21 protein-coding genes are annotated in these 23,972 nt (G+C 65.5%); 19 read left to right on the top strand and 2 right to left on the bottom strand.

Annotated elements, in window-relative coordinates:
- Positions 1 to 29: 29 nt before the first annotated feature.
- The 18 genes from mmsA to QM712_RS22750 all read left to right on the top strand — a co-directional run bounded on the left by mmsA (position 30) and on the right by QM712_RS22750 (position 21,587).
- A complete protein-coding gene (gene mmsA / locus QM712_RS22835) occupies positions 30 to 1,607 on the top strand; it encodes a multiple monosaccharide ABC transporter ATP-binding protein (protein WP_415025400.1) in 1,578 nt (525 codons plus the stop codon).
- Entirely contained in the window at positions 1,604 to 2,794 is a 1,191-nt protein-coding gene (mmsB, locus tag QM712_RS22830; RefSeq protein WP_415025399.1) for a multiple monosaccharide ABC transporter permease, read from the top strand. The genes mmsA and mmsB overlap by 4 nt, the downstream gene beginning before the upstream one ends.
- A 137-nt stretch (positions 2,795 to 2,931) precedes the next feature.
- Positions 2,932 to 3,597, top strand: coding sequence for an HAD family hydrolase (locus QM712_RS22825; RefSeq protein ID WP_415025398.1), 666 nt, complete (start codon positions 2,932 to 2,934; stop codon positions 3,595 to 3,597).
- A gap of 7 nt (positions 3,598 to 3,604) precedes the next feature.
- Positions 3,605 to 4,555, top strand: a complete 951-nt coding sequence (locus QM712_RS22820; RefSeq protein WP_415025397.1) for a sugar-binding transcriptional regulator — start codon at positions 3,605 to 3,607, stop codon at positions 4,553 to 4,555.
- A 275-nt stretch (positions 4,556 to 4,830) separates the two neighbouring features.
- The gene (locus tag QM712_RS22815) at positions 4,831 to 6,144 is read left to right on the top strand and encodes an ABC transporter substrate-binding protein (RefSeq protein WP_415025396.1); all 1,314 of its coding nucleotides are present in this window, start codon (positions 4,831 to 4,833) and stop codon (positions 6,142 to 6,144) included.
- A 99-nt stretch (positions 6,145 to 6,243) separates the two neighbouring features.
- Positions 6,244 to 7,116: a carbohydrate ABC transporter permease gene (locus tag QM712_RS22810; protein ID WP_415025395.1), complete on the top strand. Its 873-nt coding sequence runs from the start codon at positions 6,244 to 6,246 to the stop codon at positions 7,114 to 7,116.
- Between the two features lie 3 nt (positions 7,117 to 7,119).
- On the top strand, positions 7,120 to 7,950 hold the full coding sequence (locus tag QM712_RS22805) for a carbohydrate ABC transporter permease (protein WP_415025394.1): 831 nt from the start codon (positions 7,120 to 7,122) through the stop codon (positions 7,948 to 7,950).
- A 14-nt stretch (positions 7,951 to 7,964) separates the two neighbouring features.
- A complete protein-coding gene (locus tag QM712_RS22800) occupies positions 7,965 to 8,972 on the top strand; it encodes an ABC transporter ATP-binding protein (protein ID WP_415025393.1) in 1,008 nt (335 codons plus the stop codon).
- Between the two features lie 34 nt (positions 8,973 to 9,006).
- Positions 9,007 to 9,780 (top strand): SDR family NAD(P)-dependent oxidoreductase, encoded by a 774-nt coding sequence (locus QM712_RS22795; RefSeq protein WP_415025392.1) that lies wholly within the window; start codon positions 9,007 to 9,009, stop codon positions 9,778 to 9,780.
- Between the two features lie 37 nt (positions 9,781 to 9,817).
- Complete coding sequence (locus tag QM712_RS22790; protein WP_415025391.1) at positions 9,818 to 11,464, top strand: FGGY-family carbohydrate kinase; 1,647 nt, start codon at positions 9,818 to 9,820, stop codon at positions 11,462 to 11,464.
- A 4-nt stretch (positions 11,465 to 11,468) separates the two neighbouring features.
- Positions 11,469 to 12,404 (top strand): carbohydrate kinase family protein, encoded by a 936-nt coding sequence (locus QM712_RS22785; RefSeq protein WP_415025390.1) that lies wholly within the window; start codon positions 11,469 to 11,471, stop codon positions 12,402 to 12,404.
- A gap of 124 nt (positions 12,405 to 12,528) precedes the next feature.
- Positions 12,529 to 13,950: an amidase gene (locus QM712_RS22780; protein WP_415025389.1), complete on the top strand. Its 1,422-nt coding sequence runs from the start codon at positions 12,529 to 12,531 to the stop codon at positions 13,948 to 13,950.
- An 85-nt stretch (positions 13,951 to 14,035) separates the two neighbouring features.
- Positions 14,036 to 14,986, top strand: a complete 951-nt coding sequence (locus QM712_RS22775; RefSeq protein ID WP_415025388.1) for an ABC transporter permease — start codon at positions 14,036 to 14,038, stop codon at positions 14,984 to 14,986.
- Complete coding sequence (locus QM712_RS22770) at positions 14,983 to 15,876, top strand: ABC transporter permease (protein WP_415025387.1); 894 nt, start codon at positions 14,983 to 14,985, stop codon at positions 15,874 to 15,876. Before QM712_RS22775 ends, QM712_RS22770 begins: the two co-directional genes overlap by 4 nt.
- Positions 15,873 to 16,880: an ABC transporter ATP-binding protein gene (locus tag QM712_RS22765; RefSeq protein WP_415025386.1), complete on the top strand. Its 1,008-nt coding sequence runs from the start codon at positions 15,873 to 15,875 to the stop codon at positions 16,878 to 16,880. The genes QM712_RS22770 and QM712_RS22765 overlap by 4 nt, the downstream gene beginning before the upstream one ends.
- Positions 16,877 to 17,887, top strand: a complete 1,011-nt coding sequence (locus tag QM712_RS22760; protein ID WP_415025385.1) for an ABC transporter ATP-binding protein — start codon at positions 16,877 to 16,879, stop codon at positions 17,885 to 17,887. The genes QM712_RS22765 and QM712_RS22760 overlap by 4 nt, the downstream gene beginning before the upstream one ends.
- Before the next feature lie 54 nt (positions 17,888 to 17,941).
- Complete coding sequence (locus QM712_RS22755; protein WP_415025384.1) at positions 17,942 to 19,438, top strand: ABC transporter substrate-binding protein; 1,497 nt, start codon at positions 17,942 to 17,944, stop codon at positions 19,436 to 19,438.
- 490 nt (positions 19,439 to 19,928) lie between these two features.
- The gene (locus tag QM712_RS22750) at positions 19,929 to 21,587 is read left to right on the top strand and encodes an amidase family protein (RefSeq protein ID WP_415025383.1); all 1,659 of its coding nucleotides are present in this window, start codon (positions 19,929 to 19,931) and stop codon (positions 21,585 to 21,587) included.
- On the opposite strand, the gene QM712_RS22745 is transcribed toward QM712_RS22750, so the two are convergent.
- Complete coding sequence (locus QM712_RS22745; RefSeq protein WP_415025382.1) at positions 21,562 to 21,936, bottom strand: hypothetical protein; 375 nt, start codon at positions 21,934 to 21,936, stop codon at positions 21,562 to 21,564. The two genes, QM712_RS22750 and QM712_RS22745, sit on opposite strands and share 26 nt — an antisense overlap.
- 303 nt (positions 21,937 to 22,239) lie before the next feature.
- Here QM712_RS22745 and QM712_RS22740 point away from each other — a divergent pair, with 303 nt between their 5' ends.
- Positions 22,240 to 23,214: a magnesium transporter CorA family protein gene (locus QM712_RS22740; protein ID WP_415025381.1), complete on the top strand. Its 975-nt coding sequence runs from the start codon at positions 22,240 to 22,242 to the stop codon at positions 23,212 to 23,214.
- Positions 23,215 to 23,440: 226 nt separating this feature from the next.
- Here the strand turns inward: QM712_RS22740 and QM712_RS22735 are convergent, their stop codons facing one another.
- On the bottom strand, positions 23,441 to 23,896 hold the full coding sequence (locus tag QM712_RS22735; RefSeq protein ID WP_415025380.1) for a YbhB/YbcL family Raf kinase inhibitor-like protein: 456 nt from the start codon (positions 23,894 to 23,896) through the stop codon (positions 23,441 to 23,443).
- Positions 23,897 to 23,972: the final 76 nt, after the last annotated feature.

Raw genomic sequence — 23,972 nt, 5'->3', positions numbered from 1 at the left:
ACGACCGCTGTCTTGGCACAACGAGGACGATGGCCGAAATGCTGGAGATGCGTAACGTCAGCAAGAGCTTTTCCGGTGTGCAGGCGCTGCGCGACGTCAATTTCTCGGTTGAGGCCGGTCAGATCCACGCCCTCGTCGGAGAGAACGGTGCCGGCAAATCCACCCTGATGAAGGTGCTCAGCGGCGTCTATCCGCACGGCAGCTACGAAGGCACCATCGTCTTCGATGGCGAGGAGAGGCGCTTCCGCGACATCAACGATTCCGAGGCGCTCGGCATCATCATCATCCACCAGGAGCTGGCGCTGATCCCGCTGATGTCGATCGCCGAGAACATCTTCCTGTCGCATCCGCCCTCGCGGCTCGGCGTCATCGATCGCGACGAGGTCTACCGGCGGACGCAGGACCTGCTGGCGCAGGTCGGCCTCAGGGAATCCCCGGATACGCTCATTACCGATCTCGGTGTCGGCAAGCAGCAACTCGTCGAGATCGCGAAGGCGCTCTCGAAGCGTGTGCGCATGCTGATCCTTGACGAGCCGACCGCCAGCCTGAACGAGGCCGACAGTGCGGCGCTGCTCGACCGCCTCACGGCGTTCCGGGAGCAGGGCATCGCCTCGATCCTGATCTCGCACAAGCTGAGCGAGGTCGCGCGCGTCGCCGACCACATCACGGTGCTGCGCGACGGCCGCACCGTCGACGGCATCGATTGCCGGGCCGAGCCGGTCGAGGAAGACCGCATCATCCGCAGCATGGTGAACCGTGATCTTGCCCATCGCTTTCCGGAGCGCCACGCCCGGATCGGCGAGGCCGTCTTCACCGTGGCGAACTGGTCGGTCCATCATCCCGTTCATCCCGAGCGGCAGGTGATCAAGAACGTCGATTTCAGCGTGAAGCGCGGCGAGGTCGTGGGGATCGCGGGGCTGATGGGCGCCGGCCGCACCGAATTCGCCATGAGCCTGTTCGGCCGTTCCTGGGGCACCAATATCAGCGGGCGCCTCAGCCTCGAGGGCAGGGAGATCGTGTTGCCGAACGTGGCGGTCGCGATCGATGCCGGCCTCGCCTATGTCACCGAGGACCGCAAGCAGCTCGGGCTGATCCTCGCCGACGACGTTCGCAAGAACATCACGCTGGCGAGCCTCGATCAGGTCGCGCCCGGCCGGGTGATCGACGACATCGCCGAGTTGAAGGTCGCGAGCGATTATCGCAACCGCATGCGCATCCGCTGTTCCGACGTCTACCAGGAAACGGGCCAGCTCTCCGGCGGCAACCAGCAGAAGGTCGTGCTGTCGAAATGGCTGATGACCGATCCGAAGGTGCTGATCCTGGACGAGCCGACACGCGGGATCGACGTCGGTGCCAAATACGAGATTTACTGTATCATCAACGAACTTGCGGAGGCCGGCCGCGGCGTCGTTGTGATCTCGTCCGAGATGCCCGAACTCCTCGGCATCTGTGATCGTATCTGCGTCATGAGCGACGGCGCCTTTGTCGGCGAGTTTGCGGGCGCAGAGGCGACCCAGGAAAAGATCATGCGTGCGATCATGCGCAATGACAGAAACTTTGCCGGCGGCTCGCCGCGCACCGCCGAGATGGGAGGATCGCAGCCATGACCGACAAGACGGTTTCGCTGCCCGAGGAGCGCCGGCACGGCAGCTTCATCAAGAACAATCTGCGCAACTACGGCATGTTGTTGTCGCTGATCGCGATCATGCTGTTCTTCCAGGTCATGACCGGCGGCACGCTGCTTCAGCCGCTCAACCTCACCAATCTGGTGCTCCAGAACAGCTACATCGTCATCATGGCACTGGGCATGCTGCTCGTGATCGTCACCGGCCATATCGATCTCTCGGTCGGATCGGTTGCCGGTTTCGTCGGTGCGGTGGCCGCCGTGCTGATGGTGACCTACAAGATCGACTACACGCTCGCCTTCATCGCCTGCCTCGCGGTCGGCGCCGCCATCGGCGCGGCACAGGGCTATTGGGTGGCCTACTTCAAGATCCCGTCCTTCATCGTGACGCTGGCCGGCATGCTGGTGTTCAAGGGGCTCGCGCTGGCTGTCCTGCAGGGGCAGTCGCTCGGGCCGTTTCCGCCGACCTTCCAGAAACTGTCGTCCGGCTTCATCCCGGAGCTGCTGCCCGAAGCCGGCACGCTGCATCCGACGTCGATGCTGATCGGCGCGGTGCTGGCGCTCGGGCTGGTCTATGCCAGCGCCAAAAGCCGCACGCGGGAGCAATCGCATGGCATCGAGGTCGAGCCTTACGCATTCTTCCTGGGCAAGAGCGTCGTGCTGGCTTGTGCCGTGCTCTACTTCACCTATCTGATCGCGACCTATCGCGGGCTGCCGAACGTGCTGGTGATCATGAGCGCCCTGATCGCGCTCTACGGCTTCGTCACCCGCCGCACCGTGATCGGGCGGCAGATCTACGCGGTGGGCGGCAATGCCAAGGCGGCGAAGCTGTCGGGCATCAAGACCGAGCGGCTGACTTTCCTCACCTTCGTCAACATGGGCGTGCTCGCGGCCCTGGCCGGCCTCGTCTTTGCCGCTCGCCTCAACACCGCGACCCCCAAGGCCGGCCTGGGCTTCGAGCTCGACGTCATCGCCGCCTGCTTCATCGGCGGCGCCTCGGCCTATGGCGGGGTCGGGCGCGTCGGCGGCGCCGTGGTCGGCGCCATGATCATGGGCGTGATGAACAACGGCATGTCGATCCTCGGCATCGGCATCGATTATCAGCAGGTGATCAAGGGTCTCGTGCTGCTGGGGGCGGTCTGCATCGACGTTTACAACCAGCGCAGATGATGTCCCGCATCCCGGATGAAGCGGGTGCGCGGGAGGAAGGCTTCCTCCGCCCTCTGCGCCATGCGGCCGACTGCGGCGGAATGTCGTGGCCGGGGTGAGCTATTGCTCACGACTTGAGTATATGATCGAATGACCGGATGGACCACGGCCGGCCAAAGCCCGATCTCGTCATCTTCGATTGCGACGGAGTCCTCGTCGATAGCGAGTTGTTGAGCTGCCGCTGCCTGTCCGAGGTTCTGGCGGAGTCCGGGATCGAACTCTCGGTAGAACAGGCGCTCGAACTCTTTCTCGGCCGCAGCACGTCGGCGATCGGGCAGTATTACCGGGAGCGCGGACGGATCCTGCCCGACGACTTCCTCCCGCGTCTGAAGTCGCGTGTGCTGGAGCGATTTGCAGGCTTGCTGCAGCCCATTCCAGGGATCGGTGCGGTGGTCTCCGAATTGGACAGGCCGTGCTGCGTTGCTTCTTCGAGCGATATCGATCGGGTCTCGCTGTCGTTGAGCGTGGCGGGTCTCGCGCGATATTTCGACGGCAGGCTCTATACGGCGCAGATGGTGAAGCACGGCAAGCCGGCCCCGGACCTCTTTCTCTACGCAGCGGGAAAGATGGACGCGCAACCTTCGCGCACGCTGGTGATCGAGGACAGCGTTAGCGGTGTGGCGGCCGCCAAGGCCGCAGGCATGACCGTCTGGGGATTTGTCGGTGGCAGCCATTATCGGGCGCGTGACGGGCACGCTATACTCGCCGACGCCGGAGCCGATCGGGTCTTCGCGCATATGAGCGATTTCTGGAAAGAGGCGTGAGGCCGCCATGGCCGCCGAGAACGAAAAATCAAGGCTCGACGACGCGGCGCGCGCCGGCTGGCTCTATTTCATCGCCGGCCATACCCAGGACGAGATCGCCAGGATGCTTCAGGTGTCGCGCGCATCGGCGCAGCGGCTGGTGTCGCTATGCCTCGCAGAACGCCTCATCACGTTCCGGCTCGAACACCCCATCGCGGCCTGCATGGAGCTGGCGGCGCGCCTGAGGGAGCGTTTCGATCTTGCCCATTGCGAGGTGGTGCCGGCCGATCCGGCGGCGCCTCAGGCGGCTGCGGGGATTGCCGAACGCTGCGCCAACCTGCTGGACGCGACGCTGCGCTCGGAGACGCCGGTCATCGTCGCGCTCGGGACAGGGCGCGCGGTGCGTGCCGCGGTCGAGCGCGTCACGCCGATCGACCGGCCCAATCACCAGATCGTTTCGCTGGTCGGCAACATTTCGGCCGACGGTTCGGCGAGCTTCTACGACACCGTCGGCCGGCTCGCCGACCGCACCGGAGCGCGGCATTACCCGATGCCGCTGCCGTTCCTGATGTCGTCCGAGGACGAGCGCAACAAGATGGTGCGGATCGAGCCGATCGCGAAGGTGAAGGCGATTGCCGCGAAGGCCGATTTGCGCCTCGTCGGCGTCGGCCAGATGGACCAGAAGGCACAGGTCCATGTCGACGGCTTCGTCAGCCGGGATGAACTGTTCGAGATGATGCGTCTGGGCGCGATCGGCGAGATCACCGGCTGGGCCTATGACGGCAGGGGCCGCCTGTTGAAGGCCGGTACGAACAAGCGCCTCACCAGCATTCCGCCGGAGGTCCCGGCGAAGACCACCACGATCGCGGCGGCGATCGGTGCGGCGAAGGTGCCCGCGATCGCAGCTGCGCTGAACGGGCGCCTGATCAACGGCCTGATCACGGACGAGACCACCGCACGCGCGATCCTGGAACGCTAGGGCCGGCGGTCCACGCGGCCAATCCTCCATCAACGTTGGCGAAGGCGCGCGGTCTCGCACGCCGTGGATCGGCTTTGGGCGAACCGGATGACGGGGAACTGCAGGCTTCGTGCGCGTGACAGCGCATGCATGACGACCCCGTTCCCTCCCGCAGCGCAGCACTCAGAAGTTGCGGGAAGGCGCGTGCGCCTGCTTGACAAGGTTGACCTCTCGGTTGAACATACGCTCAACGCGTGGGCATATGCTCAAAAGCGCGAGCTTAGAGGGAGGTCACCGTGAAACACGTTCTGGGCGCCGTCTGCGGCGCGTCTTGCCTGCTGCTGTCCGTCCCGGCGATCGCCGAAACCACCCTGACCATCGCCACCGTGAACAATGGCGACATGATCCGCATGCAGGGGCTGGCCGGCGAATTCACCAAGCAGAATCCCGACATCTCGGTGAAATGGGTCACGCTCGAAGAGAACGTGCTGCGCCAGCGCGTCACGACCGACATCGCCACCAAGGGCGGCCAGTTCGACGTGCTCACCATCGGCACCTACGAGGTGCCGATCTGGGCGAAGAAGGGCTGGCTGGTGCCGCTTGCCAATCTCGGCGCCGATTATGACGTGGCCGACCTGCTGCCGAAGATCCGCGATGCGGTGTCCGTCGACGGCAAGCTCTACGCCGCGCCGTTCTACGGCGAGAGCTCGATGGTGATGTACCGGACCGACCTGTTCGAGAAGGCGGGCCTGAAGATGCCGGAAAAGCCGACCTGGGACTTCGTGATCGACGCCGCCAAGAAGCTCACCGACAAGAGCGCCGGCGTCTACGGCATCTGCCTGCGGGGCAAGGCCGGCTGGGGCGAGAACATGGCGTTCCTCTCGGCAATGGCCAATTCCTACGGTGCGCGCTGGTTCGACGAGAAGTGGGAGCCCCAGTTCAACACGCCGGAATGGAAGACGACGCTCACGACCTACGTGAACCTCATGAAGGAAGCCGGACCTCCCGGCGCGAGTTCGAACGGCTTCAACGAGAATCTCGCGCTGTTCAACGCCGGCAAGTGCGCGATGTGGATCGACGCCACGGTCGCGGCGTCCTTCGTGACCAATCCGCGGGAATCCCGGGTCGCCGACAAGGTCGGCTTCGCGCTCGCGCCCAACACGGGGCTCGGCAAAAACGCCAACTGGCTGTGGGCCTGGAATCTGGCGATCCCCGCCGGTTCGAAGAAGACGGAAGCGGCCGAGAAGTTCATCGCCTGGGCGACGAGCAAGGACTACACCAAGCTCGTGGCGTCGCGGGAAGGCTGGGCCAACGTGCCGCCGGGAACGCGGACCTCGCTCTACCAGAACCCGGACTATCTGAAGGTCGCGCCGTTCGCGAAGCTGACGCTGGCCTCGATCGACGCCGCCGATCCGAACAAGCCGACCGTGAAGGCCGTGCCGTATGTCGGCGTGCAATACGCCGCGATCCCCGAATTCCAGGGCATCGGCACGCAGGTCGGCCAGCAGTTCTCGGCGGCGCTCGCCGGCTCCACCACCGTCGACGCGGCCCTCTCCGCCGCACAATCCTCGACCGAGCGCGAGATGAAGCGCGCCGGCTACATCAAGTAAAAGCAAAACCCGAGCTCTTTCTCTCCTGAGCTCAAACCTGCGGCCATCCTCCATCCCCGGATGGATGGCCGCCTTCTTCCCGCAAGCGGAGAAGCGTGGATGGCAACCCGGCAGACGCAGTTTCTCGCGCGGTCGCTTCTGACCCCGGCCGTCGGGCTGCTGTTCATCTGGATGATCGTCCCGCTGGCGCTGACGATCTATTTCTCGACGCTGCATTACAGCCTGCTCGACCCCGGCTCGGAAGAGTTCGTCGGGCTGGAGAATTTTCGCTACTTCCTCACCGATCCCGCTTTCCTCGCCTCGCTCCGGAACACGCTCGTGCTGGTCGGATCGGTGCTGGCGCTGACGATCCTGCTCGGAATTCCCCTGGCATTGCTGCTCGATCAGCCGGTCGTCGGGCGCAATTTCGTGCGGCTGATGGTGATCGCGCCGTTCTTCGTGATGCCGACGGTGAGCGCGCTGGTCTGGAAGAACCTGCTGATGCACCCGGTGTCGGGCCTGTTTGCGTGGCTCGCCTCGCTGGTCGGGTTGACGCCGATCGACTGGTTCAACGACGTGCCGCTGTTCTCGGTGATCCTGATCGTCGCCTGGCAATGGCTGCCGTTCGCGACGCTCATCCTGTTGACCGCGCTTCAGTCGCTCGACGAGGAGCAGAAGGAGGCGGCCGAGATGGACGGCGCCAGCGCGGTTTCGACCTTCATCTACATCACGCTGCCGCATCTGGCGCGCCCGATCACGGTGGTGATCCTGATCGAGACCATCTTCCTGCTGACCGTGTTCGCCGAAATCTTCGTCACGACCGGAGGAGGGCCGGGCCTGCAGACCACGAACATCGCCTTCCTGATCTACTCGCAGGCATTGATCCAGTTCGATGTCGGCAGCGCGTCCGCGGGCGGTCTCGTCGCGGTCGTGATCGCCAACATCGTCGCCTTTTTCCTCGTCCGCATTGTCGGCCGCAACCTGGAGACCTGAGCCATGGCGCGAATGGCGACGACGCGGCAGGTGGTGATATCGACAGCGGCGGCGTGGCTGTTCGGCTTCCTGATCTTCTTCCCGATCCTGTGGATGGTGCTGGCGAGCTTCAAGACCGAGCTCGAAGCCTTCGCCATTCCACCGTCGTTCCTGTTCTTCCACTGGACCACCGAGAACTACGCGACCGTGCAGGAGCGCAGCGACTATTTCCACCACGCGCTGAACTCCATCGCCATCGCCGGCGGCTCGACCTTGATCGCGCTGCTGATTGCGATTCCGGCTGCCTGGTCGATGGCATTCTCGCCGACCAAGCGCACCAAGGACATCCTGCTCTGGATGCTCTCGACCAAGATGATGCCGCCGGTCGGCGTGCTGGTGCCGATCTACCTGATCTACAAGACCTTCGGCCTGCTGGATTCCCGGATGGGCCTCATCTTCATCCTGTGCCTCGGCAATTTGCCGATCGTGATCTGGATGCTCTTCACTTATTTCAAGGAGATTCCGCGCGACATCCTGGAGGCTGCACGGATGGATGGCGCCACCATCGGCCGCGAGCTGGTCTATGTCCTGACGCCGATGGCGATCCCGGGACTGGCATCGACGCTGCTGCTCAACCTGATCCTCGCCTGGAACGAGGCGTTCTGGACGCTCAACCTGTCGACCTCGAACGCCGCGCCGCTCACGGTCTTCATCGCGTCCTATTCGAGTCCCGAAGGACTGTTCTGGGCAAAGCTGTCGGCGGCCTCGACGCTGGCAATCGCGCCCATTCTCGTCCTCGGTTGGTTCAGCCAGAAGCAGCTCGTGCGCGGGCTCACCTTCGGCGCGGTGAAGTAGGGGGCTGCCGGATCATGGGTCAGATCACACTTCAGGATGTGCAGAAATCCTTCGGGCCCGTACACATCATCAAGGGCGCCGACCTCGACATCGCGGACGGCTCCTTCGTGGTGTTCGTCGGCCCATCGGGTTGCGGCAAGACCACGTTGCTGCGGCTGATCGCCGGGCTCGAGGACGTCAGCGGCGGCAAGATCCTGATCGACGGCAAGAACGTCGTCGATACGCCGCCCGCCAAGCGCGGCCTGTCGATGGTGTTCCAGTCCTACGCGCTCTATCCGCATATGAGCGTGCGCGGCAATATCGGCTTCGGCCTGAAGATGGCGGGCCTCTCCAAGGACGAGATCAACCGCAAGGTCGAGGCCGCCGCTGCCACCCTGAATCTGACGCCATATCTCGACCGCAAGCCGCGCGAGCTCTCCGGCGGCCAGCGCCAGCGCGTGGCGATCGGCCGCGCCATCGTCCGCGAGCCGAAGGCGTTCCTGTTCGATGAGCCGTTGTCGAACCTCGATGCGGCGCTGCGTGTGCAGATGCGCATCGAGGTGACGCGGCTGCAGAAGCAGCTCGGCACCACGGCAATCTACGTCACCCACGACCAGGTCGAGGCGATGACGATGGCCGACAAGATCGTCGTGCTCAACGGCGGCAAGATCGAGCAGTACGGCTCGCCGCTCGAGCTCTACGAGAAGCCGGCCAATCTGTTCGTCGCCGGCTTCATCGGCTCTCCCAAGATGAATTTCGTGACGGGCGAATCCGCCGCGCAGCGCAATGCCGCGACGATCGGCGTGCGGCCGGAACATCTCAAGATCGAGCGCGACGGTGCCGGCGGATGGCCGGGCACGATCGCGGTTGCCGAGCATCTGGGCAGTGACACCTTTCTCTATGTCGATGCCGGTCCGCTCGGCATGCTGACAGCGCGCTACATCGGTGAATTGAGCCTGCATGCCGGCGATCGGGTGTCGCTCGTACCGGATCCCGCACGCATTCACCGCTTCGATGCGAGCGGCAACGCCATTCGGGGCTGACCGGCTGGAACGAACAAGAAACGGGAAGACCACCATGTACCTGGAAAAATTCAAGCTCAACGGCAAGACCGCGTTCATCACCGGCGGCGGGCAGGGCATCGGCCTTGCCTGTGCCGAGGCGCTGGCCGAAGCGGGCGCCAAGGTCGTCATCGGAGACCGGGACGCCAAGGTCGCGGACGACGCGCGGGCCAGTCTGAAGGCCAAGGGCTATGACGCCGAGACTGCGATCATGGATGTCACCGATACCAAGCGTGTGGCCGAGGTTGCCGGCGACCTCGTCGCCCGCCACGGCAAGGTGGACATCCTCGTCAACAATGCCGGCATTGCCCGCAGCGAAACGCCAGCGGAGACGGTTACCGACGAGCACTGGCTCAACGTCATCGACGTCAATCTCAACGGCACCTTCTGGTGCTGCCGCGAGTTCGGCAAGCACATGCTGAAGGCGAAGAGCGGAGCCATCGTCAATATCGGCTCGATGTCCGGCTTCATCGTCAACAAGCCGCAGGAGCAGTGCTTCTACAACGCCTCCAAGGCCGGGGTGCACCACCTGACCAAGTCGCTGGCCGCCGAATGGGGCGCGCGGGGCATCCGCGTCAACGCGGTGGCGCCGACCTATATCGAGACGCCGCTCAACGCCTTCGTCAAGAGCAATCCCCGGATGTATGACGCCTGGATCGGCGGAACCCCGATGGCACGGATGGGGCAGGTCGACGAGATCGCCTCGGTCGTGCTGTTCCTCGCCTCCGATGCCGCGAGCCTGATGACCGGCAGCATCGTGCTGGTGGATGGCGGCTACACTTGCTGGTAGGCTTGCGTCAAAACTGACGAAGCGACCGGGAGTGACAATGCCGCGAGCGTACATCGGCGTCGACGTAGGGACCACGAGCACGAGGGCAGGGGTCTTCGACGCAGCCGGAACCCTTCTGGCGACCGCGCGGCATCCGATCCGGACCTGGCACGAGGCCGGCGATATCGTCGAGCAGTCGTCTTCGGACATCTGGCAGGCTTGTGCGACCTCGGTAAGGGCCGCGATGGCGGAGGCCGGCATCGCACCAAATGATGTCGGCGGCATCGGCTTCGACGCCACTTGCTCCCTCGTGCTGCTCGATCCCCGCGGCGAGCCCGTCACCGTCAGTTACTCCGGGGACAGCCAGCGCAACGTCATCGTCTGGATGGATCATCGCGCCACGGCCGAAGCACGGCTGATCAACGAAACCGGCGATCCCGTGCTGCGCTACGTCGGCGGCTCGATCTCGCCGGAGATGGAGATGCCGAAGCTGTTGTGGCTCAAGCGGCATCTGCGTGCGAGCTTCGATGCCGCCGGTCATTTCTTCGATCTGGCGGACTATCTGACCTGGCGCGCGACCGGATCGCTGCAACGCTCGACCTGCACCGTCACCTGTAAATGGAACTATCTGGCACATGACGGCGGCGGCTGGAGCGCGCCATTCTTCCAGCGCATCGGACTGGCTGATTTCACCGACGAGAAATATGCCCGGATCGGCACCGAGATCGTCGCGCCGGGTACGCGGCTCGGCGAAGGCCTGACCAGTGCCGCGGCCGCGGAACTCGGCCTGTCGCCGGGCACGCCTGTCGGCGCGTCCCTGATCGATGCGCATGCCGGCGGCATCGGGGCGATTGGCGGACGCGACGGAGCGGGCGGAGCGGCCGACGTTTGCGACCGGCTCGCCTACATCATGGGGACGTCGGCCTGCATCATGGCAACGACGAAAGAGCCGTGCTTCGTTCCCGGCGTGTGGGGGCCGTATTACTCCGGCATGGTGCCGGGCTTCTGGCTCAACGAGGGCGGGCAGTCGGCCGCCGGTGCTGCGATCGACCATCTGCTCAAGTCGCATCCCGGCTTCGGCGAGGCGAGCGCTGCGGCGCGCAAGGAGGGGCTCGATATCATCGAATTCCTCGAACGGCGCATCATCGCGCGCGCCGGCAGCGTGAGCCGCGCGGCGCTGCTCGCCCGCGACGTCCATGTGCTGCCCGAATTCATCGGCAACCGCTCGCCCTATGCCGACCCCGAAACGCGCGCGGTGATCGCGGGCCTCGATCTCGACACCGACACCGGCTCGATGGAACGTCTGTTCGTTGCCGGTCTCTGCGGGCTCGCCTATGGGCTCGCGGAGGTGATCGAGGCATTTGCCGCGCACGGCGTTCATTCCAGCATCATGATCATGGGCGGCGGGGCAAGCCGCAGTCCGCTGGTGCGGCAGATCATGGCGGATACGACGGGACTCACCGTGGCGCTGCCACAGACGAAAGAACCCGTGCTGCTCGGCGCCGCGATGCTCGGTGCCGTTGCCGGGGGGGCCTATGCCTCGATCGGCGAGACCATGGCGAGGATGTCGGCGCTGGGCAAGAAGAGCGAGCCGACCGCGCCAGACATGGCCGCGTTTCACGCCCGCAAACGCGAGGTCTACGGACTTCTGCGCGAGGTCGACCGCAGCAGCCGCGCAGCGATGCGCGACGTCGCGAAGGGTTGACGACATGCTGATTGCCTGCGGCGACGCGCTGATCGATTTCGTGCCGACGCGAAACGCCGAGGGGCGGGAAGCGGTGATGCCGGCGGTCGGCGGCTCCTGTCTCAACGTCGCGATCGGCATGGCGCGGCTCGGTGCGCCGACCGGTTTCGTCGGCGGCATTTCGACGGACATGTTCGGCCGGATGGTCGCCGATCATGCCACTGCCTCGAATGTCGAACTCGGATTTGCCACGCGCAGCGATCATCAGACCACGCTCGCTTTCGTCCGCATCGTCGCGGGCGAGTCGCACTATGCATTCTACGATGCCGAGACCGCGACGCGGAACTGGACCTACCGGCGCGGGACGATTCCGTTCGCGAATGCGGAAGCGGTCCATGTCGGATCGACGACATTGGTGAACGACCAGGGGGCCGCGGAGACGAAAGCCCTGATCGCGGAGGCGCGGGCGTCGTCGACGATCTCCTTCGATCCGAACTGCCGACCCAATCTCGTCAGGGACAAGCCGGCCTATCTCGCGCGCATGGCGGAATTCGCCGGCAGCGCCGATCTCATCAAGATGTCGGATGTCGACTTCGCGTATCTCTTCGGCGAGGAACCTTATCAGCAGCGCGCGAGTGCGCTCTTGCGGCAGGGCACGAGCCTCGTGGTCATCACCCGCGGCAACAACGGCGCGGTTGCCTGGCATGCGGGAGCAGGGCAGATCGAAGTGCCTGCACCGAAGGTCGAGGTCGCCGACACCATCGGAGCCGGTGACAGTTTCCAGGCGGCACTGCTGTTCGCCCTCTACAAGCAGGGGCGCCTGCCGCGGCAGCAACTGAAGAACATCGGCGCCGACGAGCTTCGCCGCGCTCTGGCCTTTGCCGCCAATTGCGCCGGCCTGACCTGCACCCGTCCGGGCGCCGATCCGCCCTGGAGCCACGAGGTCGCCGCGAACTGGTAGGCGGCGCGTCAAGGTCGCACGATTGCCGAGATGTCCCGGTGGACTGCGGCCATGCGCCGGCCGAAATGGACAGGACCGGCGCAGGCTGGCAAGGTTCGCGCATCCTGACGCGAGCCTGTCCTTCATGAGCAACGATCTCTGTTTCCTGTCCGCTACCGAACTTCGCGCACGTATCGACCGCAAGGAAGTGTCCCCTGTCGAGGTCACGCGCGCCGTGCTCGCACGTGCCGAGGCGCTCCAGCCCGAATTGAATTGCTTCATTACGATCTGCGGCGACGAGGCGATGGCGGAGGCGCGGGAGGCCGAGCGCAAGGTGATGGCGGGCGAGCCGCTGGGCCTTCTGCATGGACTTCCCGTCACGGTGAAGGACATCGTCAACACCAGGGGCGTGAAGACCACTTTCGGCGCCGTTCCCTACAGGGACAATGTCCCGGCCGAGGATGCCGTCGCGGTTGCGAAGCTGCGGGCCGAAGGCGCGATCCTGATCGGCAAGACCACGACGCCGGAGTTCGGCAGCAAATGCCTGACGGATTCGCCGTTGTTCGGCCGTACCCACAATGCCTGGAGCGCGGAACGTTCCTCCGGCGGCTCCAGCGGCGGCGCAGCCGTGGCGGTGGCGAGCGGCATCGCGCCGCTGGCGATCGCGACCGATGGCGGCGGCTCGACGCGCATTCCGGCTGCCTGCAACGGCGTTGTCGGACTGAAGCAGAGCAATGGTGTGATCGCGCATAGCCAGGCGCTGGATGCTTTCGGCAACCAGACCTATGTCACGCCGACCACGCGCACGGTTGCCGATACCGCCCTGATGATGCAGGCGATGGCCGGCGAGGACGCCTGCGATCCCTGGTCGATCGGTGTTCCCGTGCCGGACTTCATCGGCACCGCCGTCCCGCGCGGCGACCTACGCGGGCAGAGGATCCTGTTCTGCGCCTCGCCGCCCGGCCGTCCGGTATCCGCCGATGTCGCAGCCGCCTTCAAGGCGAGCCTCGATCGTCTCGCGAGCCTGGGTGCCGAACTCGAGGAATTCTCCGGCGAGGGATATGATGTCGAGCCGATCTGGCGCGCCATCAACCACACCGTCTGGCGTTCGCGATTCCTGAAGCTGGTGGCGGAGCACCGCGACGTCCTCAGCGAGACCTTGGTCAAGCAGATCGCGCTGGCGACGAATGTCAGCGGGGTCGACTATCAGGAAGCCATGTTCGCGCGCACGGCGCTGTTCCGCCGCGTGCAATCCCTGCTGGTGCGCGGGCATTTCCTCGCGATGCCGACCATCACCCGTACCGCGCTGCCGATCGACCAGGATCTGTTCGGCACCATCGAGATCGACGGCAGGCACTTCGACAGCGTACGGCCGCACTGGTTCCCCTGGACCATGCCGTTCAACATGACGGGACATCCCGCCGTCAGCCTGCCTTGCGGCTTTGGCGGAGACGGCCTGCCGATCGGGCTTCAGCTCGTCGGCCGCTTCCGTGCGGACGCGGAATTGCTCCGCGTCAGCGCGCTGTTCGAGGCCTCGCAGGATCTCCTGTCCCGGCGGCCCGGCTGAAGCGTTGATGACGTGCCGCAAGGGGCTTGCGTCCGGCGCCCGGACATGTTGATCGTCCGCGGGTGAGCCCTGAATCCGAGCGCGCATGAGCGTATTTGTCCTCCGACGTCTGTTGACCCTGCTGGCGACGCTGGTCGGGGCATCCGTGATCATCTTCCTGGTGCTGGATGCTCTTCCCGGTAACGCCGCGCAGATGCTGATGGGCGCCGACGCATCGGCGGACGCGGTGCGTGCGCTGACCGTCAAGCTCGGGCTCGACCAGCCGCTGGCCGTCCGCTACCTGCAGTGGATCAGGGGCCTCCTCGTCGGCGATCTCGGCAACAGTTATGTCTACGGCACGCCGGTCGCGGGCCTGATCGCGGAACGTATGGTGCTGACCATCCCACTCGCGATCATGTCCATGCTGATCACGGTGGTCCTGGCGCTCTCCGCCGGCATCTACACCGCCGCCAACCACAACAAGATCGGCGACATCGGCGTGATGTCGCTGACGCAGGTGGGCATCGCGCTGCCGAATTTCTGGTTCGCGATCCTCCTGGTCCTGCTGTTTGCGGTCAGGCTGCGATGGCTTTCGGCGGGCGGCTTCGCAGGCTGGGACGAAGGCATCTGGCCCGGCATCAAGTCGCTGCTGTTGCCGGCGGTCTCGCTCGCGGTGGTGCAGGCCGCGATCCTTGCCCGCGTCACGCGCTCGGCCGTGCTGGAGGTGCTGCGCGAGGATTTCGTCCGCACCGCGCGCGCGAAGGGGCTCGGCAAGCGCGAGGTGCTGTGGCGCCACGTGCTGCGCAACGCCATGATTCCGGTGATGACGGTGATGGGACTGCAATTCGCCAATTTGCTCGCAGGCACCATCGTGATCGAGAACGTGTTCTATCTGCCCGGCCTCGGCCGGCTGATCTTCCAGTCGATCGCCAACCGCGACCTGATCGTGGTGCGCAATTGCGTGATGCTGCTGGCGGCCATGGTCGTGATCGTCAATTTCGTCGTCGACGTGCTCTATGCTTTTGTCGATCCCCGCATCAAGGTCCACGACCTGTGAGCACGCCGCTGACCACTCCGATCGACGCGCCGATGGCAACGCGTCCTCTGCCGGTCCGAACCTTCTGGCGCCGGGCCCTGCGTCATCGCAGTTTCGTCGTCGGCGGCCTGCTGAGCCTGATCGTGCTCGCATCGGCGTTGTTGTCTCTGGTCTGGACGCCGTGGTCGCCCTACGAGATCGACATCGCCTCGAAGCTCAGGCCGCCATCGGCTGCGCACTGGCTCGGCACCGATTCCTTCGGCCGCGACATCGTCTCGCTGCTGCTTGCCGGGGCGCGCTCGACCATTCTGGTCGGCATCATCGCGGTCGCCATCGGCCTGACCTTCGGCGTCTGCCTCGGCCTGGTCGCGTCCGCCAGGCGCGGCTGGACGGAGGAGATCATCATGCGCTTCTCCGATTTCACCTTTGCCTTTCCGGCCGTGCTCTCCGCCATCATGCTCGCCGCGGTGGCGGGGCCGGGCATGGTGACGTCGATCATCGCGATCGGCATCTTCCAGATTCCGACACTGACCCGGCTGACGCGCGGTTCGGCCAACGCGATCTGGGCCAGGGAATTCGTGCTGGCGGCGCGCGCTGCGGGGAAGGGGACGTTCCGCATCACCATCGAGCACGTGCTGCCGAACATCCTGTCGATCCTGATCGTGCAGGCAACCATCCAGTTCGCGCTCGCGATTCTCGCCGAAGCCGCCTTGTCCTATCTCGGTCTCGGAACGCAGCCGCCGCAGCCCTCCTGGGGCCGGATGCTGAACGACGCACAGACGCTGCTGTTCCAGTCGCCGATGCTGGCGGTCTATCCGGGTGTGGCGATCGCGATCGCCGTCCTCGGCCTCAATCTGCTCGGCGACGGGTTGCGCGACCTGCTCGATCCAAGACTGGCGCGGGAGCGATGACGATGAACGCGCCGCTGATCGAGGTCGATAATCTCGGTGTCCGCCTGAACACCAGCCGGGGCCCCGCCCAGGCCGTGCGCGGCGTCAGCTTTGCCCTGAAGCGTGGCGAGACGCTCGGGCTCGTCGGCGAGTCCGGTTGCGGCAAGTCGGTCACCGCGCTGTCGCTGATGGGGCTGTTGCCCGACAGCGCCGTCATCACCGGCAGCATCAAGCTGGACGGCAGCGAACTGGCCGGGCTTGCCGACGCGGATTACTGCCGCCTGCGCGGCAACCGCATCAGCATGATCTTCCAGGAGCCGATGACCGCGCTGAACCCGATGCACACGATCGGCCATCAGGTCGCGGAGCCGCTGCGGCGTCACAAGAAATATTCGGCGGCGCAGGCGCGTAAGGAAGCGATCGCCTTGCTCGACCGGGTCGGGCTGCCCGATCCGGCCAGGCGCGTCGATGCCTATCCGCACCAGTTTTCCGGCGGCCAGCGCCAGCGCGTCACGATCGCCATGGCGCTCGCCTGCGAGCCCGATCTCCTGATCGCGGACGAGCCGACGACCGCGCTCGACGTCACCATCCAGGGCCAGATCCTCGACCTCATCGCTGATCTCGTCGAGGAGCGCGGCATGTCGATGATCCTGATCTCGCACGATCTCGGCGTCATCGCCGAAAACGTGCAGCGGATGATGGTGATGTATGGCGGCACGGTCGTCGAGAGCGGGCCGACCGACGCGGTGTTCCGCCGCATGGGACATCCCTACACGCAGGGCCTGTTCCGGGCGCGCCCGCGCCTCGGCGCGCGCAAGGGAACGCGGCTGCAGACGATCTCGGGCACGGTGCCCGAACTCGCAGACCTGCCGGCCGGTTGTGCGTTCGGCGATCGCTGCGCGCTGGTCGAGGACAAATGCCGCGCTGCGCTGCCGCCGATGGTCGAGGTCGGCGCCGGCCATGTGGTACGCTGCGTGCGCACCGACGTCTCGATGGCCGCGAATGTCGGAGCGACCTCCGCATGAGCGCCGCAGCCGAGCCGCTTCTCGACGTGAAGGACCTGGTGCAGCGCTACATGCTGCCGCGGGAGAGCCTGTTCCGGCCGCCGGGGCAGGTGCATGCGCTCAACGGCGTGAGCGTCCGCGTCGAAGCCGGCAGGAGCCTCGGCATCGTCGGCGAATCCGGTTCGGGCAAGTCGACCTTCGCGCGGGTGGTGATGGCGCTGGAGCGGCCGACGTCAGGACAGGTCGCGTTGCTCGGACGCGATCTCAACCGCATCTCCGCCGACGAACTGCGCCGCGCCCGCCGCGACTTCCAGATGGTGTTCCAGGATCCCTACGGATCACTCGATCCGCGGCAGACCGTCGCGCGCATCGTCGCCGAGCCCCTGAGCGTGCTGGAGGATGCCGACCGCTCGACGTTCCGCGAGCGAGTGGCCGCGGTGCTGCGTCAGGTGGGCCTGCGCGATGCGGACATGGACAAATACCCGCACGAATTCTCCGGCGGCCAGCGGCAGCGCATCGCGATCGCGCGCGCGCTGATCACCCAGCCGAAGCTGATCGTCGCCGACGAGCCGGTCTCCGCGCTCGACGTTTCCGTGCAGGCGCAGGTGCTGAACCTGATGCAGGACCTGCAGGAGCAGTTCGGCCTGAGCTACATCCTGATCAGCCACGATCTGGCCGTCGTCGACTATCTCTGCGACGAGGTCGCGGTGATGTATCTCGGCCGGATCGTCGAGCAGGGCCGGGCGGAAGACCTGTTCGAGCGCTGCGCCCATCCCTACACGCGCGCGCTGCTCGAGGCGGTGCCGCGCGCCCTTGCCGGCGGCGGCCGGCGGCGGCGCGGGGCCCAGGCGATCGCCTCGCAATCGGCGGCCGCGACCGGATGTCCCTATGTCTCGCGCTGCGCGTTCGCCGACCAGCATTGCCGCGAGGCTCCGCCTGAGTTACGCAAGGTCGGCGAGGCCCATCTCGCCGCCTGCCACAAGGCGGAGGCGATGATGGCGATGCCGCAGCCGGCCATGGACGGTTAGTGTCCGGGGCCGGATTGGCGTAGGCTGGGAAGAGAGAAGTCCGGGGAGTTACGCATGTTCAGGAAACTATCCATCGTCGCATTCGCCGCCGCGTTCGCCGCGACGTCCCTGCCGGCGCTGGCGCAGGGCAAGAAAGACAGCGTCGTCATGGGCATGGCGCTCGAGCCGCCGGGGCTCGATCCGACCAATGCGGCCGCGGCTGCAATCGCGGAAGTCACGCTCTACAACATCTACGAGACGCTGACCAAGATCAACGAGGACGGCTCGGCCTCGCCCCTGCTGGCGGAGAGCTGGACCGCATCGCCGGACCTGAAGGCCTACACGTTCAAGCTGCGCAAGGGCGTCAAATTCCACAACGGCGAGCCGTTCGATTCCGCGGCGGTGAAGTTCTCGTTCGAGCGTAACGCGGTGCCGACCAGCACCAACAAGGACAAGAGCCTGTTCCAGGGTTTCGAGAAGGTCGAGGCGCCCGATGCCGACACCGTCGTGATCACCCTGAAATATCCCGAGCCGAACCTGCCGTTCCTGCTCGGGCAGGCGAGTGCGTCGATCGTCGAGCCGAAGAGCGCGCCGACCGACGTCACGCAGCCGGTCGGGACCGGTCCCTACCAGCTCGGCGCCTGGGCGAAGGGATCTTCGATCACCCTGAACAAATGGGCGGACTACCGCAACGCTTCCGCGATCAAGCTGTCGAAGGTGACCATCCGCTTCATTTCCGATCCGGCCGCGCAGACCGCTGCGCTGCTCTCGGGTGACGTCGACGCGTTTCCGCGCGTGGCGGCTCAGCGCACCATCGACCAGTTCAAGGCCGATCCGCGTTTCAACGTCATGGTTGGCGGCTCGCGGGCCAAGACCATCGTCGGCATCAACGAACGCAAGAAGCCGCTCGATGACGTTCGCGTGCGCCGCGCCATCCTCGCCGCGATCGACCGCAAGGCCATGATCGACGGCGCGGTCGACGGCTTCGGCACGCCGATCGGCAGCTTCTACGTGCCGGGCGCGCCCGGCTACGTCGACACCACCGGCATCAACCCCTACGATCCCGAGAAGGCCAAGAAGCTGCTCGCCGAGGCCGGCGTGACCACGCCGCTCGAACTGTCGCTGAAGCTGCCGCCGCCGTCCTATGCGCGGCAGGGCGGCGAGATCCTCGCGGCCCAGCTCGCCAAGGTCGGCATCGTCGCCAAGATCGAGAACGTCGAATGGGCGCAGTGGCTGTCGCAGGTGTTCGCGCCGAACGGCCCGCACAATTTCGATCTCACCATCGTCAGCCATGTCGAGCCGATCGATCTCGTGAAGATCACCGAGTCCGACTACTATCTCGGCTACAACAACGAGGCCTTCAACGCGCTCTACAAGCAGATCGTGTCGACGCCGGACGAGGCGGCCCGCGCGAAGCTGCTCGGCGATGCCCAGCGCATGCTGGCCACCGATGCGGTCGCGGGCTTCCTCTTCCAGCCGCAACTCATCACCATCACCAGCAAGAAGCTGAAGGGCGTCTGGAAGGAAGTCCCGCAGTTCGAGAACGACTTCTCGACCTGGTCCTGGGAGTAGGGACCGCGCGAGCAGGTCGATCCGGCCGCCTCGACATTGGCCTCTTCCCGCCCGGGAAGAGGCCAATCGTTTATGATGGGTGGGAGGAAGTGCGTGTGCTCGGCCTGCATGGTTCGAGACGCCCGCTTTCGCGTGCTCCTCACCATGATGGCCTGATATTTCGTGGTGAAAGCTGATCTCATCCTGAAGAACCGGCGCAGGTGGGCATCTCGAAGGATGGCCAAAAGCCGGCTTTCAGCCAGGCTCTTTTCGCGACAGCTGTGCCGGCGGGAGCCGATCGCCAGCGCTCCAAACCAGAATCTGAAAAACAACCCCATGCACAGTAGCCGGGGGAGGCATTTCAACGGCTGGCATCGTCCGCTCAACGGCGTGCGCGGCCGGCTCGATGGTTCGGGCCGTTCGCGGCGCCATTGACCCGTCGGGCAAAACACCGGCATGATGCCATCATCGCGGCCTCATGGTTCGAGACGCGCCGTCAGGCGAGGCAGCCATGAAGAAGCCCATCCGCAGCGACGCTGAATTCGCCGCGGCCGGTGCCGCGCCGCCGACCGATCCGCAGCTCGATCATTCCCCCCTGAGCGAGATCGCCGAGGCCCTTGCGAGCGGCCGGATCACGGCCAGCGCGCTGACCGAGAACTATCTCGCGCGCATCGAGGCCTATGACCGCGACGGGCCCAGGCTCAACGCCGTCCGCGCGCTCAATCCGGATGCTCTTGCGATCGCAGCCGCGCTCGACGGCATCAGGCCCTCGATCGAACGTCCGCTGTCCGGCATCCCGATCCTGCTGAAGGACAACATCGCGACGGGTGACAAGCAGCCGACGACGGCGGGCTCGCTGGCGCTGGAGGGCGCGCGCGCCAGGGACGACGCCACGGTCGTCAAGCTCTTGCGCGACGCCGGAGCGGTGATCCTGGGCAAGGCGAACCTGACGGAGTTCGCCAACATGCTCGCGATCGACATGCACGCCGGATATTCCTCGCTCGGCGGCCAGGTGAAGAATCCCTACGCGCCGGCGCTGGAGGGCGATCACGGCATTCCGGTCGTCTCGCCGGGCGGATCGAGCTCCGGTTCGGCTGTCGCCGTGACGGCCGGCCTGTGCGCGGCCTCGATCGGCACCGAGACCTCGGGTTCGCTGCTGTATCCCGCCAGCCAGAACGGCCTCGTCACGGTGAAGCCGACGGTCGGGCTGATCAGCCGTGCCGGCATCGTGCCGATCTCGCACAGCCAGGACACCGCGGGCCCGATGACGCGGACGGTGCGCGACGCCGCGCTGCTGTTGAACGTGCTGGCGGCGAAGGATCCGCTCGATCCCGCGACGGAGCGGCAGAAGCGGCCCGCCGACTACACCGCAGGCCTCGCAAGCGATGCGATGAAGGGCGCGCGCATCGGTGTGCCGAGCGACCCCTCCGACCCGCTGAACGACTGCTATTACGGCAAGCTGGCGCCTGGTTGGGTGAAGGTGATGACCTCGGCGATCAAGGTGCTGGAGGATCTCGGCGCCGTCATCGTGCGTGCGAACATGCCGACGGCTGGGTGGATCGGCGGGCCGGGCACGACCATGGCCGTGCTCAACACCAATCCGCTGAGCCGCCACGCGGGCACCGTGGCGCGGCCGCCTGTCGTCTTCCTCTACGAACTGAAGCGCGACCTGAACCTCTACCTCAGGGATTGGGCGACCGACACCGGGATCAGGACGATGGCCGACATCGTCGCCTTCAACGCGGCGCATGCGGACAGGGCGTTGCGCTTCGGCCAGGACCATTTCCTCGCCGCCGAGATGACGCGGGGCGATCTCAGCGAACGCGAGTACAAGTCGGCGCGCGCCATGGACCTGCTCTCCGCCAAAACACGCGGCATGAACGCCTACATGAACCGGCACAGGCTGGACGCGGTGCTGTTCCCCGGCAGCGCGGGCTGCGTGATCAGCGCGAAGGCGGGCTATCCCAGCGTCATGGTGCCGGGCGGTCTCGTCTCGGAAGTCGATGGCAAGGACACCCCCGACTATCCGCTCGGCATCACCTTCGCGGGCCGGGCCTGGAGCGAGCACAAGCTGCTGCGCCTGGCCTACGCCTTCGAACAGGCCTGCAACATGCGCAGGCCGCCGCCCGGCCTGTCCGCAGCAGCTAGGTCGCGCCGGCGGTCGACTTGAAGACAACGACGGCGAACAGCAGCATCGCGCCGATGACGGCGAACGATCCCACGATGGGAAGCACCACGAGAGCGTGACCGAACAGCATGACCGCGCCGATTCCGACCGGGAAGATGATCGCGGCGACGATGTGCAGCATGCCTTGCGTGAATGCGAGCCTGCTCCGGCCCGCCCGTGGATTGAGATTGTAGAAGAGCCCGCAGATGAAGAGCAGGACGCCGCCAATCAGATTGAGATGCGCATGCGCCGATGCCAGCCTGAAATCTTCGGCAATGCCCATGGCGATGCCTGCCACCATACCAACGCAAAGAATGACTGCGCTGACGCGCATCATCAGAGTTCCGATCATGATTTTTCCCGGGAAAGAATGAACGCGCCGTCAAGGGCTGAATATCCTTGGTATGGCCGCCAGCCCAAAAGGTTCAATGCGGAATCAACGAATCGCGCCCGCGATCGATCGACCTGTCTTGTCGTGAGGATGAGCACGAGCGGGATTTTCGGCCTGCCGTCGCCGGGATCATCGGCGAGGCGAGACCAGCGAACGTCTCCGTCGGCATATCTGCGTTGAACGTTTGGAACTTTCGTGCGTTAGCGGGGCGGATCATGATCCCGACTCGCGATCCGGCGCTGACGCAACCAAGGAGTTCGGTCGTTGCTCAAACTGCATAGATGGCCGACCGACGACTGGCACGATATCGGCGCGGAAATGCCCTCGGAGGTCATCTGGGCCGATCTCCTCAACGCAACCGACGAGGAAAAGCAGTTCGTCGAGCGATTGCTCAGGATACGCATTCCCTCCGAGCAGTCCCTCAGCGAGATCGAAGCTTCCAGCCGCCTGATCCGCGACCACGGCACGCTCTATCTCAGCTCACCGGCGGTCCGGCTCAACGAGGACAAGGAGGCCGAAATCACGCCGGTGGGATTCGTCATCGGCCCCCATGTGCTGGTGACGGTGCGCTTCGCAGCGCTGCCGATCTTCGACGAGGTCAGCAAGCGCGTCGGCTCGGACGACAGTCTCGAAAACGGCATGTGCGTGTTCACCAGCCTGCTCGAGGCCATGATCGACCGCGGCGCCGATGTTCTGGAGCATCTCGGAGCGCGGGTCGACGAACTCTCCCGCGGCGTCTTCAAGGGTGGTCTCGTTCGCACCAAGCGGCCGGTCCGCTCCAGCCGCAGGATGCGCGAGGCGCTGGAAAACATCGGGGAGCTGGCGGATCGCCTCGCCAAGGCGCGAGATGTCCTGCTCGGAGTCGGGCGCATCGCCTCCTATGCCGGCGATGTCGGCAACGAGTGGATCACGGCCGGGTCGAAGAAGCGCCTCGAGGCCGTCACGAAGGACGTCGCCTCGCTCAGCGACTACGAGACGCGATTGACCGACAAGGTCCAGCTTCTGCTCGACGCGGTGCTCGGCTTCATCAACATCCAGCAGAACGAGCTGTTCAAGATCCTGACGATCGTGTCCGTCGTCGGCGTCCCGCCCACGATCCTGGTCGGCATATGGGGCATGAATTTCAAGAAGATGCCGGAGCTCGACTGGACGTTCGGCTACCCGCTGGCCTGGCTTGCGATCATCGCAAGCGGCCTGTTGCCGCTGATCTGGTTCAAGCGACGGGGATGGTTCGAGTGAGCACCGGGCGTGCGGATTGCGCGGCGAGCCTCCGGTTCATGGGACGATGCGGCTGAGGACCCGTGTCGCCATCCATAAAGGCCTTCCATTCGGTCCGCAGGATACAGGGGAAGGCGGCAGCAGCAGCCGTCTTCCCCGTTCGCGGTTTTGACTGGAAGGATGCGCGCTCGCGGCGATGGCTGCCGGCGGACCGCACTTCGCGTACGGCCGGGCGTCCTTCGAGCGGCTAGTTCTTGTAAGTCCCAACCAGTCGCGCTTGCTCGATGATGTTCTGGCCGTACCGCTCCAGGAATTGCTCACGCGTGGGCGTTCCGTCGACACGGACATCCAGCGCATAGACCCAGAAATAGTAATGGTGGAGGCCGTGACCGGCCGGGGGCTGCGGGCCGTAATAGCTGTGCTGGCCTGCGCCGTTCGGCCCGACCGAATACCGCTGCTCGGCCTGGTCGAGGTCCGTCACTGACGGCGGCACATTGTACAAGGTCCAGTGCGTGAACCCGTGGGCGAGCGGCGCGTCGGGGTCGTGGCAGATGACCGCGAGTTCGACCGTGCCGGACGGCACCCCGGAGATGTGGAGGCGCGGAATCACGTTTCCCTTGTCGCCCGCATGCTTGTCGGCCATGAGGCCGAGCGGCGCGAAATCCGGGCTTTCGATCTTGAGGTCCTTGATGTTGAGAGGCACTAAACACTCCTTGGGTTATGCGGACGTACGGATGCCGGCCTCTGCGAGGCCGGCAGGTTGATGCGATCTGGGGGGT

The organism is Bradyrhizobium sp. (genome assembly GCF_047605465.1).
Taxonomy (GTDB): Bacteria; Pseudomonadota; Alphaproteobacteria; order Rhizobiales; family Xanthobacteraceae; genus Bradyrhizobium.
Note: the sequence above shows the minus strand (reverse complement) of the source record. Positions and strands in the feature narration are given on the sequence as shown.

Bases quoted from the DNA above. Each gene is read 5' to 3' on its own strand.
- QM712_RS22800 (WP_415025393.1), top strand. From the start codon at position 7,965: ATGGGTCAGATCACACTTCAGGATGTGCAGAAATCCTTCGGGCCCGTA.
- mmsB (WP_415025399.1), top strand. From the start codon at position 1,604: ATGACCGACAAGACGGTTTCGCTGCCCGAGGAGCGCCGGCACGGCAGC.
- QM712_RS22825 (WP_415025398.1), top strand. From the start codon at position 2,932: ATGGACCACGGCCGGCCAAAGCCCGATCTCGTCATCTTCGATTGCGAC.
- QM712_RS22765 (WP_415025386.1), top strand. From the start codon at position 15,873: ATGACGATGAACGCGCCGCTGATCGAGGTCGATAATCTCGGTGTCCGC.
- QM712_RS22745 (WP_415025382.1), bottom strand. From the start codon at position 21,936: ATGATCGGAACTCTGATGATGCGCGTCAGCGCAGTCATTCTTTGCGTT.
- QM712_RS22795 (WP_415025392.1), top strand. From the start codon at position 9,007: ATGTACCTGGAAAAATTCAAGCTCAACGGCAAGACCGCGTTCATCACC.
- QM712_RS22780 (WP_415025389.1), top strand. From the start codon at position 12,529: ATGAGCAACGATCTCTGTTTCCTGTCCGCTACCGAACTTCGCGCACGT.
- QM712_RS22775 (WP_415025388.1), top strand. From the start codon at position 14,036: ATGAGCGTATTTGTCCTCCGACGTCTGTTGACCCTGCTGGCGACGCTG.
- QM712_RS22790 (WP_415025391.1), top strand. From the start codon at position 9,818: ATGCCGCGAGCGTACATCGGCGTCGACGTAGGGACCACGAGCACGAGG.
- QM712_RS22750 (WP_415025383.1), top strand. From the start codon at position 19,929: ATGAAGAAGCCCATCCGCAGCGACGCTGAATTCGCCGCGGCCGGTGCC.
- QM712_RS22760 (WP_415025385.1), top strand. From the start codon at position 16,877: ATGAGCGCCGCAGCCGAGCCGCTTCTCGACGTGAAGGACCTGGTGCAG.
- QM712_RS22810 (WP_415025395.1), top strand. From the start codon at position 6,244: ATGGCAACCCGGCAGACGCAGTTTCTCGCGCGGTCGCTTCTGACCCCG.
- QM712_RS22820 (WP_415025397.1), top strand. From the start codon at position 3,605: ATGGCCGCCGAGAACGAAAAATCAAGGCTCGACGACGCGGCGCGCGCC.
- QM712_RS22755 (WP_415025384.1), top strand. From the start codon at position 17,942: ATGTTCAGGAAACTATCCATCGTCGCATTCGCCGCCGCGTTCGCCGCG.
- QM712_RS22805 (WP_415025394.1), top strand. From the start codon at position 7,120: ATGGCGCGAATGGCGACGACGCGGCAGGTGGTGATATCGACAGCGGCG.
- mmsA (WP_415025400.1), top strand. From the start codon at position 30: ATGGCCGAAATGCTGGAGATGCGTAACGTCAGCAAGAGCTTTTCCGGT.
- QM712_RS22785 (WP_415025390.1), top strand. From the start codon at position 11,469: ATGCTGATTGCCTGCGGCGACGCGCTGATCGATTTCGTGCCGACGCGA.